General features: G+C 61.7%; 7 protein-coding genes. 3 read left to right on the top strand and 4 right to left on the bottom strand.

Going from position 1 to position 10,986, the window contains the following annotated elements:
• Positions 1–348 precede the first annotated feature (348 nt).
• From PLU72_19970 to PLU72_19955, 4 genes are all read right to left on the bottom strand, one after another.
• Positions 349–1,458 (bottom strand): hypothetical protein, encoded by a 1,110-nt coding sequence (locus PLU72_19970; protein HOT30461.1) that lies wholly within the window; start codon positions 1,456–1,458, stop codon positions 349–351.
• A gap of 232 nt (positions 1,459–1,690) precedes the next feature.
• On the bottom strand, positions 1,691–2,467 hold the full coding sequence (gene dapB, locus PLU72_19965) for a 4-hydroxy-tetrahydrodipicolinate reductase (GenBank protein ID HOT30460.1): 777 nt from the start codon (positions 2,465–2,467) through the stop codon (positions 1,691–1,693).
• Between the two features lie 46 nt (positions 2,468–2,513).
• On the bottom strand, positions 2,514–2,993 hold the full coding sequence (gene dut / locus PLU72_19960; GenBank protein ID HOT30459.1) for a dUTP diphosphatase: 480 nt from the start codon (positions 2,991–2,993) through the stop codon (positions 2,514–2,516).
• Positions 2,990–4,234, bottom strand: coding sequence for a pyridoxal phosphate-dependent aminotransferase (locus PLU72_19955; GenBank protein ID HOT30458.1), 1,245 nt, complete (start codon positions 4,232–4,234; stop codon positions 2,990–2,992). Before PLU72_19955 ends, dut begins: the two co-directional genes overlap by 4 nt.
• Positions 4,235–4,545: 311 nt before the next feature.
• Here PLU72_19955 and PLU72_19950 point away from each other — a divergent pair, with 311 nt between their 5' ends.
• From PLU72_19950 to PLU72_19940, 3 genes are all read left to right on the top strand, one after another.
• Complete coding sequence (locus tag PLU72_19950) at positions 4,546–6,546, top strand: carboxypeptidase regulatory-like domain-containing protein (GenBank protein HOT30457.1); 2,001 nt, start codon at positions 4,546–4,548, stop codon at positions 6,544–6,546.
• The gene (locus tag PLU72_19945) at positions 6,536–8,497 is read left to right on the top strand and encodes a carboxypeptidase regulatory-like domain-containing protein (GenBank protein HOT30456.1); all 1,962 of its coding nucleotides are present in this window, start codon (positions 6,536–6,538) and stop codon (positions 8,495–8,497) included. Before PLU72_19950 ends, PLU72_19945 begins: the two co-directional genes overlap by 11 nt.
• 419 nt (positions 8,498–8,916) lie before the next feature.
• Positions 8,917–10,890 (top strand): carboxypeptidase regulatory-like domain-containing protein, encoded by a 1,974-nt coding sequence (locus tag PLU72_19940; protein ID HOT30455.1) that lies wholly within the window; start codon positions 8,917–8,919, stop codon positions 10,888–10,890.
• The last annotated feature ends 96 nt before the right edge of the window (positions 10,891–10,986 follow it).

Below are 10,986 nucleotides of genomic sequence, written 5' to 3'. Positions count from 1 at the left end.
GAATGACATGTTGGTTGCCGAAAATCCTTGACAAGAATCACGGTTGCTCACAAGAAACACGACAATCATCCGCATACTTGATGCCGTGCGTGCTGAGCTTGTCGAAGCACGAATCCACTCGCCCTTCGACAAGCTCAGGGCAAACGGCTGTGCCATGTCGGTCTGGAGGAATTATATTTTACTCGTGATAGCTGTTGCCTACCATATGAGACGAGTAGTAACACCACAGAGCCACAGAGAAATCTTATGGAAAGACTCCACATGCTGATGAAGGGGCGGGGTTTCATACCCGCCCTCGTCGCGCATGAGGCTGATTCCTTTCGACCAACGCTGTCGTTCGTTGTCTCTTCAGAAGAAATGCGAGCTGACGAACTGGAAGAGCGGCATGACGATCTCGATGAGAATCAGGATGATGATCATCATTTCCAGGGCCGTGGCCCGCGACATATCGATCCGCTCCATGATCACTCGCTGGGCCGAATCGATCTCGTCGATCTTGTCACGCACCGACTGGAACCAGGAACTGACCTGGAAGGTATCGTTCAGGTTGCGATACAGCGTCGCGAAGAACGGGTCGTCCGTCACCTTCGACGTGTTCGTGATGTCCTTCACCAGATCGACCAGGTCCATGCGGATCTCCGTCAGACGAACCACGTGGCTGATGCGCCGCTTGTAGTCGCGACGAAGCCATGACACCGGCAGAATCGACTCTTCCCGAGGAAGCTGGTCGAGAAACTGGTAGGTGTTCTCTATCGCACGATCTAATATATAATCATAGATTTTTAATTCGTACAGCTGGACCCGGGAAAGCTCGAGAAAATTGAGAAGGTCGAGACTGTCGGGAATCGGGGCGATATACGCGCGCTGGCCGAGCAGGAACATGTAGTCCCGCTCTTCCCCGACCGATATCTGCGAGATGCCGTGCCGGCGGGCGGGGGCCGAGGGGTCGAACATCTGCGGCAGCAGCAGGGAGACGGCCTGGTCGGGCTCTCGCTGGGTGTCGTCGAGGTACGCGACGAAATGATCGTTGAACGTCTTGAACTCGTATTCTTTGCGGACGCATTCCCGAAGCACCGCTTCGATCCGGGCCAGGTCTTCTTTGAACAGAGCGTCGAACGTCTGGTGCCCGCGGGTTTCGAGATTGATCGCCGTGAGTCGCGCCATCTCCTCGATCGTCAGCAGGCCGCCGTCGAGCGTCAGCATGTATTCGAACAGCACGACGCCGTAGCTGAACAGCTTCAGATGCGTCGTCAGCTCGGCCGTTCCCTTGTCGAACCGGACCTTCTCGACGCTGCGCCTGATGCGCACGGGGGCCAGGCCGGTCGCGACGAAATAATCCGAGTAGATCTTCGAAACCGGCTCGGGAATGGCTTCGCCGAGCTTCTGGGGGAGCTCCTTGAAAAGGTCGCCGGTAAACTCTCCGCCGAGGTCCCGCAGAAAGGCATGGACGATTTTCATGATGAATCTCCCTTCAGCGCCTGTTTATCGAACCCTGCATGCCATAAGTCTGCTTCACGTGTACGTTCTGCTGAATCTGTCGAAGCACGATATCCCATTGTATTTCTGTTCGTGCTGAGCTTGTCGAAGCACGATCACCCTCGCGCCCTTCGACAAGCTCAGGGCGAACGGGTGGGGCAAGACTCAACAAAAGCGCTCCGGGCGATCACCGGTGTGACCGCCCGGCTGTCCGTCAGAGCTCCAGCCCAACCTTGAGGCCCTTCTGACCCTGAAGTTGTTTCAGACCGAGGAAGATGCCGGGCAGGAAGGATTCCCGCTGGAATGAGTCGTGGCGGATCGTCAGGCACTGGCCGACGTCGCCGAAGATGACTTCCTGATGTGCCGTGAAGCCGGGCAGGCGCACCGAGTGAATCGGAACCAGCTTGTCCGGGTCTTCCTCGTCGATGCCCTGTTCTTTCGTCTTTTCCGACTGGCGGAGCGACTCGATCATGCCCTCGCGGGTGCGAAGCGCGGTGCCGGACGGCCGGTCGAGTTTCTGCGGGTGGTGCAGTTCGATGATCTCGGCGCGGGGCATGTATTTCGCGGCCTTCTTCGCGAACTCCATCATCAGCAGGGCGCCGATCGCGAAATTCGGCACGACAAGAACCGGCGTCGCCATCTTCTTCGAGAGGTGGGCGAGTTTTTCGACGTCTTCCTGCATGATGCCGGTCGTGCCGACCAGGACGGGCACGCTTTCCTGGAGACAGGTCGCCACGTTCGAGGTGACGGACGAAGGGGTGGTGAAATCTATAGCGATATCTATTTTTGCATCCGAGAGGATCGTCTGGAGATTGGCCGAGATGGGGATATTGATATGGCTGAGATTGAGCACCGAGCCCAGGTCGTCGCCGATGCGCGCGGTATCGACGCCGGCGGCGAGCTCGTAGTCGCCGCTCGCCAGAAGGCCGCGGCTCACGACCTGACCCATCTTTCCAAGGCACCCGATAACGCACACTCTGAGCTTGCTCATCTTCTTCTCCTGAATCCTCTGCCGGCGGGATGGTGACTCGGGGTGCTTACTCGCGAACGCCCCCGGTATTCATCGACAGAATCCCGGTGGAACCGAACCCGCCCTCGCCCCGCTGCGTCGCGGCCACGTCTTCGGCCCGCTCGAACTCGACCGACGTCACCCGTGCGAAAACGAGCTGTGCGATGCGCATGCCCGGCTCGACGGTGAAGGGCGTCCGGCCGTGATTGATCAGGATCACGCACACCTCGCCCCGATAATCGCTGTCGATCGTGCCGGGAGCGTTGAGCACCGTGACGCCGTGCTTCGCCGCCAGTCCCGAGCGCGGCCGGACCTGCGCCTCGTAGCCGTGCGGGATCTCGAGCTTCAACCCCGTCCCTACCCGGCCGAAGGCGCCCGGCGCAAGCGTCAGGGCTTCGCGGGAACAGACGTCGTATCCCGCCGCTCCGCTCGTGGCCTGGTTCGGCAGCGGATATGTCGATGCGTCGATCGAGGCGACGCGGACGGTCGGTCGGGCGGGGGCGGTCATGCCTGAGCGTGCGCGGCTTTCTCGGCCGGGCGGCTTTTTCCCTTCTGCTTCTCGACCTTCTGGAACTGCCTGATTCCTTCGCCGAGGGCCGTCATCGCACGCCGGAGCTTCTCGACTTCGAGCACGTAGCTGATGCGGATCTCGTTGCGGCCCATGCCGGGGGTGCCGTAGAAGCCGCCGGCCGGGGCGACGAGCACGGACTCGTTCTCATGGCTGAAGTCGGTCAGCAGCCATTTCGCAAACTCCTCGGCGTCTTCGATCGGGAGCTTCGCGATAACGTAGAACGCGCCGGTCGGCACCTTGCAGACGACGCCCGGGATCTTCGCGAAGCCCTCCATCACCGCATCGCGGCGGCGCTGATACTCGTCGAGAATCGGCCGGAAATACGACGGATCCATCAGGATGCCGGCCCGGGCGGCCCACTGTTCGACGGTCGGCGAACTGAGGCGAGCCTGGGCGAGCTTGAGGACGGCGGCCATGACGTCCTTGTTCTTGCTCGCAATGAGGCCGATGCGGGCGCCGCAGGCGGCGTACCGCTTCGAGATGCTGTCGACCAGGATCGCATGCTCGGCCATGCCGGGCAGCTGCAGGACAGAAGTGTGAACGAGGCCGTCGTAGACGAATTCCCGGTAGACTTCGTCGGCGATGACGTACAGGTTGTGCTTCTTCGCAAGGAACGCGAGCCCCTCGAGCGCCTTCTTCGGATACACCGTGCCCGTCGGGTTGTTCGGATTGCAGATCAGGATGCCGCGCGTGCGCGGGCCGATGGCCTTCTCGATCGTCTCGACCGGGGGAAGCTGGAACCCGTCTTCCGCATAGGTGAGAAGAGGCTTCAGATGCACGCCGAGCTGCTGGGCCATTCCGTTGTAGTTGGTATAGAACGGCTCGAAGACGATGATCTCGTCGCCGGGGTCGCAGATGGCGTGGAACGCGAAGAAGATGGCCTCGCTGCCGCCGGTGGTGACGATGATGTCGTTCGCGTCGAGTGCGATGTTGTTCTGCTTGTAATACCCCGCGAAGGCCTCGAGCAGGTAATCCTCGCCGGGGGATGGGCTGTAGGCCAGCACCTTCTGGTCGAACGAGCGGATCGCCTCGCGGATGGGATCGGGGGTCGGAATGTCGGGCTGCCCGATGTTCAGCGGATACACGGTGACGCCGCGCTTGCGAGCCGCCGTCGCCAGCGGGATCAGCTTCCTGATCGGCGATGCCTGCATCTGGTCCGCACGCTTCGAAATCTTCATCATGACTGTTCGGTCCCTTCCTTTCACGACACCGGCGCGGTCCGCCGCGTCCGGCTGAAAACGTCGCGCGTTTCCGACTACATTACCCCTTTCCGCCCTCTCATGCAACCCGCCAGAAACCCCGTATACGGTATCTGAGCCTATCGCTGTGTGTGGAATTACCCCGTGTATTGTAGGGGCGGTTCGCGAACCGTCCCTACGGGATGCCGTTGCAATCGGCATGTAGGGGCGCATCGCGATGCGCCCGGTGGTGCATCATGCATATTCGGATTACCGCGAAACCTGCCGATAACCGATGACGCATGGACCAGATGAAACAACGAAGATGGCTCGTCGTGTTGGTGCTGGCGGCGGTTCTGTTCGCCGCCCAGGGATGTCTGCAGTCCGAAAAGCAGAGCAACGGAAGCCTGCGCGGCACCGTCGTCGACGGAACCGGGCGGGCGCTCAGCGCCGTGCGCGTGTCCGTCCCTTCGGCGTCGACGTATACCGACTCGACGGGCGCCTGGACGCTCGAATCGCTTGAGCCTGGCTTCTATACCGTGACGGCGGACCGCGACGGCTACGAAACCCAGTCACGGCAGGTCGAAGCGCTCGCGGGCCAGACGGTCGAGGGCATCACGTTTTCCCTGCTCCAGAAAGGCTCGATCTACAATCTGCAGGCGATCAACGTGACCTCGTCCGAAGCAACGATCGAGTTCAACACGCAGACGATGTGCATCACCCACGTGGAATACGGCCCGAACGTGCTCTACGAGAACAGATCGCCCGACGTGGCGACGTATGCGCTGTATCACAGCTTCACCCTGACCGGCCTCACCCCCGCGACCACCTATCACCTGGTCGCCGTCGGCGTGGATACCCAGGGCCGGACCTTGAAAAGTTCGGATTTCACCTTCACGATGCTGACGACGGCGCGGCCCAACCCGCCGCAGGGTCTGACGGTCGGCCTCGGTTCGGTCTCCGGCCAGGTCGAGATCACCTGGAACGCCGACACGGGGGCTGATCTCGCCGGATACAGGCTGTATCGCGCCGACGCCGAAACCGGCCCTTGGACATCCGTTGCGACGTCGCTTCTTCGGGAAAACCGTTGGATCGATACGACCGTTTCGGCGGGCCAGAAGGTCTATTACCGCGTCACGAAGCAGGCCGGAACAGGCGAGGAAAGCACGCCGACGCCGGCCGTCGCGTTCCTGGTGCCCGGCATCACCACGTCGAGCCTCGTCTGGACCCCCGATCGCGATCCGTACATCCTGACGGGAGACCTGACGATCGCCGCCGGAACCGAACTTCGAGTCCTCGCCGGCACCGAAGTCCAGGTCGAGTCGGCCGACCGATGGAACCTCGACCCGCTGTCGGACGGGAAAATCGAGCTCAAGGTGCTCGGCACCCTGGTCATCGATGGCGCTTCCGACGTGCCGGTTACGTTCGCCTCGAAAGCCTCCGCGCCGCAGGCTGGCGACTGGACGGGCATCACCTTTGCCCCGACGAGCAATCTGTCGGCATCAGCGATAACGGGACTTTGCCTTTCGTTTGCCCGCGATGGAATCAACGGCGAACGGGGACTTCCCCGTGTCGTGAGCGACTGCGTGATTCGCAACTGCAGCGAATCGGGAATCGAGTGCCGTGACGCCAGGCAGGCCGTTACGGTGAAATCGTGCATGGTCGAAACCTGCCACTCCGGTATCAACATTGCATCGAACAGCCAGACGGTGGAAATCGCCTCCTGCACGATAGATCGTTGTTACTATGGAATCATCGCGCGCGACAACACGAGCGCCCAGGTGCTGGACAACATCGTCAGGTTCTGGTCGGTCTCCGGCCTCGACCTCGGAAACATCGGCAGCACCTCGCTTGCGAAAGGCAACCTCGTCGCTCCCGGATCCAACGGGACGGCCGTCATTCTCCGCGGGAAGGATATGCTGCGCCGCAATACCCTCCAGGGCCAGATCGGCATCGAGATCTCCGGCGCGGCCCAGGCGACGATCTACAGTAATCTCGTTCTGGCGGACCGGAGCCGCAATTCGATCGGCCTCCTCTATCGCGGCGATACGACGTTCAGCAATCTCGTCCAGGTGATTTCGGGGAACTGCATCTGGAACGTGACCGATGCGGCCCTCCGGTATCGAGGTGCGGATGGCCTTGCCCTGGCGGTTGGCGGGATCGACGTCGTTCTCGCGGAAATCGGTCTCCAAGGCGGAAATCCGTTCCAGGAGCTGACGACTTCCGGATTCAGCTACGTGCCTTCTTCGGGAAGTCAGTTGGAAAACCGCGGCTTCGGCGGCGAGGATATCGGAGCGTTCGATGTTCCGTGACAAGGCCTTCGTCCGACTGCTTGTGCTGGCGGTGCTCGCCCTGATCACGACCGGCACCGGTTGCGGACTGCGCGAGCCCCAGACCGGCTCGGTGTCGGGCAGGGTGGTGGATACCGCCGGCAACGTCGTCGCCGGCGCCCGTGTCTACTCGATTTTCAACGAGGTCGAAAAGGTCTACACCGGGACCGACGGCACGTTTTACATTGCGGAGCTTCCCGCAGGCCGGAACCGTCTCGTGATAGAACATGCCGAGTATGACGTCACCGAGCTCGGCTGCGACATCGCCTCGAACAAACTTACGGATCTGAGTATCGTGAAGATCGAAAAATCCGGCCGGCAGAGGCGCATCACCGACCTGAAGGTCGAAAGTGTCGGCTCCACGAGCGCCGTGCTTGTCTGGAACACGTATCGCTCCGTCATCTGCTTCATCGAATACGGAACGGGCGACGGCTACACGAATACCATGGAAGAGACCGGGCCGGCCGAAAACCACCGGTTCACGATCACCGGCCTGGAACCCGAAACCCTGTATCATGCGCGTGTCCGCTTCAATGAAGACGATGCGACACCTCGTATATCTGTCGATATACCCTTCAAGACCGGCGTCGGCGCGATGCCTGAAGCTCCCGCCGCGGTCCGAATCCGGCCACTCGAAGCGTATGGCACCGTCACCATCGAATGGGATGGCTCGATATCTGCCTCGGCGGCGGGTTATCGGGTCAGAAGACGCGAAAACGGCGGCGAATGGCTTGTTCTGACGAGCGAGACCTTGTCCGACGACGTGCGTTCGTTCACGGATCTCGGAGCGAACGGGGGCGGTTTCTACGAATACGCCGTATCCGCCGTGAGCGAGTTCGGCGCGGCTTCGGCCTGGACGACGTCCGAGCGCGTGTTCATGCCCGGTTTTATCAATCACGACCTCACGATCACCGCGTCTGACTCGCCCATGGTCCTGGTCAGCGATCTGATCGTCGGCGTCGGGGCCAACCTGTATGTCGAGCCCGGCGTCGAGTTCAGGGTTGCCGACAAGGACGCGTTCGGCCTCGGGGAAGACCGCGACCGCGTCGAGATCCTCGTGAACGGCCGTGCCGTCATTCTCGGGAAGAGCGGCGTTCCGGTCAGGTTCACTCCGCTGAACGGAGCCGGCGTGCGCGACCACTGGGCCGGCATCCGTTTCCGGAAAGGCGGATCGGGGGTTTCCGAAGTGGGATTCGTCGAGATGTTCGGCTGTGCCGGCCCCGCCGTGCTTGTCGACCGGATCGAGGCGAACGTGCATGATCTGACCGTCAGATACAGCGCAGGCGGGTATCGCATCGAAGGCGTGCGGCTCGTTCCCACGCTCTCTGATTGTATATTTACTGATATTGCTTCCGCGGCGGTCGAGGTATACGGCTGCCGCAGATTCGACATGAAGCGGGTCACGATCAGCGATGTCTCGGTGGGCTGTCGCTTCCTGAAGGACAACCCGGAGGATCGCATCACCATGCGCGAATGCCGGATCGACGCCTACAAGATCGGCATACTTGCCGACGTGGCGAGGTCGGTGTTTGCGAACAACCTCATCGTCACCCCCTACGGAACCGGCGTTCGGTATGAGAACGGGGGCATTGCCGACAATTATCTCGATCACTGCACGATCGACGCCGCCATCGGAGTGGCCATCGCTTCAGGATTGCCCGAGATCAAGAACAACATCATATGCAGCACCGCCGAGGACGGAACGGCCGGCATTTCCTACGAGACGGCGGGAAGCCCGCAATACGATTACAACGACGTCCACGGTTTCGACACGGCCTATCGAAACTGCATCAAAGGCCTCGGCGCTCAGGAAATGAAACCCGACTTCGTCGGCGGCAACCCCTACGATTACCGCCTCCTGCCCGCTTCCCCTCTCAAACTCCTCGATATCAACGGCCTCGAACTCGGCCGCTACGGCCAGTCGTTCCGCTAAAACCCGGTATCCACACCCATTCATGCAATTGCGCGCATGGCCCCATGCGCACCTGCGATTGCGTTATGTTTCGGATGATTGTGGTATCTGGTGTCGGGGCGCGTCTCAGGCGCGCCCGTCCCGTATATGACGTGTGTTGTCTCCCCCTGTTCCAAATTCACAAAAATCTGTGCCATCTGCGTAATCTGCGGATGCCCCCCGATGTTCCCGTGCCTAATGTTTTCCCCGGGGTTTTCCGATGTATGGGGTGACGTATGACACGAGAAGACACCCGAATGCCCGGCCGCCGGCGCCGGCGCGAAAACCGCCGCAGTCAGATAATCCGCGTTCTTCGCGCCCAGGCTGCCCTGACGGACGAAGCAAAAACGCAACTGACAGGCACCGCAGATATGAACGAACCGAAACGGCCTGAATCTCGCATGAAGAACGGCCGCTTTGCCGCCATTGCCGTGCTGTGCCTCGTCGCCCTCGTTTCCTTCGGCCTCATGGGCTGTGAAAACGAACAGAAAATCCGGCGTGGCGTCGTTTCTGGCGGCATCAGCGATACCGCCGGAAATAGAATAGCAAATGCGATAGTTACGTCGCATCGTTCCCTGTTCACTGCGGCTTCGGGCGAGGATGGCCGGTATGCCTTCACGTCGCTCGATGCCGGGACCCAGCGCTTCACCGTGACCCGGGAGGGTTTCAAGACGGCCTCTCTGACCATGACGATCGAAGAGGGGCAGGTGTACGGCAACGTGAACTTCTGCCTCGAACCCCTTTCGAACCGGATCACCTGCACGGTCTTCAAGCGGGAACTCGACACTGTTCTGTTCGATGTGTTCCCGGCCGAACCGATGAAATGCACGTTCGTCTACCAGGGCGAGCATCTGCCCCAGATCAGGACCGAACCGACTGGCCTCGGCACCGACCATCGGTTCGTGATCAAGCCCCCTGTTCCCGGCATCGTCTATACGTACTTCATCGAAGGTGTCACGGCCGATGACCGGCATTACCTTACCCAGACGGCAACGTTTACGACGCTGCCGGCCGGCGATATGCCGGGCGCTCCTCCCGCCCCGACGGTTCCGGCTGTTGCGCAGACACCGAACGGGCCGAAGGTGACATGGTCCTACGACGGCGCCGATCCCTTGAAAGGGTTCCGCATCTGGCGCGGCGAGAGTGATGCTGTGTTGTCCCTCTGGAAAACGGAAAACGAGGTGTATTCGGCCGAACGCTTCTGCGTCGACGACCAGCCGAATCCCGGTGTCAGAACGCGGTATGCGATCGAGGCGGTCGATCTCGACGGCAACGTCTCGTCGCGCACCGCCGAGCTCGTGATTCTGCCGGCCGGCACGCTGAAGCAGAGCGTGACCTGGGCGCAGGCGTGGAGCCCCATCGACCTGGGTGGGGATATCGAGGTGCCGGCTCTGACCACGCTCACGATCGAGCCCGGCACCGTGATCCGCGTCAACCCGACGGATCTGTCGAAGCGGGGCATCGACCCGGCCCGGTGCGAACTGGTCGTCGACGGCCGGCTGATCGTCGCCGCCTCCGGGACCGCCGCCGTGCGCTTCCTGTCGGCGGCCTCGCTGCCGGGCCGGGAAGACTGGCTGGGCATCAGGCTGCGGACGCTGCCGGACCAGCCGTCCGGCTCCGAGATCGCCAACCTCGAGATCGTGAACGCGCGGGACGGGCTGCATGTGACCGACGGACCGCTCCAGCTCTCGGGTTTCGGGGCGCGTATGTGCGGGACCGGCCTGCATCTGGAAGGCGCGAGCGGCACGGTCGTGACGCATCTCACGTTCAGGGACTGCACGACCGGACTGCTTGCCGAAGGCACTTCGAACGTACAGGCGAAAACGATCGTCGCGCGGGGCGGCGATGTGGGCGTGCATCTTCGCGGCAATCGCGGCGCGTTCCTGGGTGGTGTCGATGTACGTGCCGTCATGGATACGGCGCTGATCGTGGATGACACGTCCGCTCCGACCGTCCGTGGGGCGGTTCTCGATGCCGCCAGGCTGGGCCTGGCCGTGCGGGGGGCTGTCGCCGACGTGCAGTATCTCACCGTCGACGCCCCGAACGGGATCTTCATCGACGGGGCCGACCAGCCGCTGCTGCGCAATAACATCCTCGTGAACCGCCGCGCGCCGGGCACCGGCATCGGCATCGAGGAGCGCACCGCCGGCCGTAGCTATATCTATAACAATATATTTGGGTTCTACGCCGCGACATCAGGCTGTGACCAGTCGGGCGCGCCGGTTCTGAATATCGACCCGCGCTTCGTCGGCGCCGCCTCGGGGGAATACGATTACCATCTGGGCGCCGCCTCGCTGCTGCTCACCTCCTCCGAGACTGGCGGCCAGATGGGCGCCTACGGCTGGGTCGACCCCGACACCCTCGCCGCCGAATAACCCCCTCCAGAATTCAAAATCCTCCGTGCCCGTTGTCCGTTTTCCTTCGTGTCCTTGTGTAGATGATTCATCTCTGTGTCTCTGTGTCTCTGTGGT

It is taken from the genome of Candidatus Ozemobacteraceae bacterium (assembly GCA_035373905.1).
GTDB lineage: Bacteria > Muiribacteriota > Ozemobacteria > Ozemobacterales > Ozemobacteraceae > MWAR01.
Note: the sequence above shows the minus strand (reverse complement) of the source record. Positions and strands in the feature narration are given on the sequence as shown.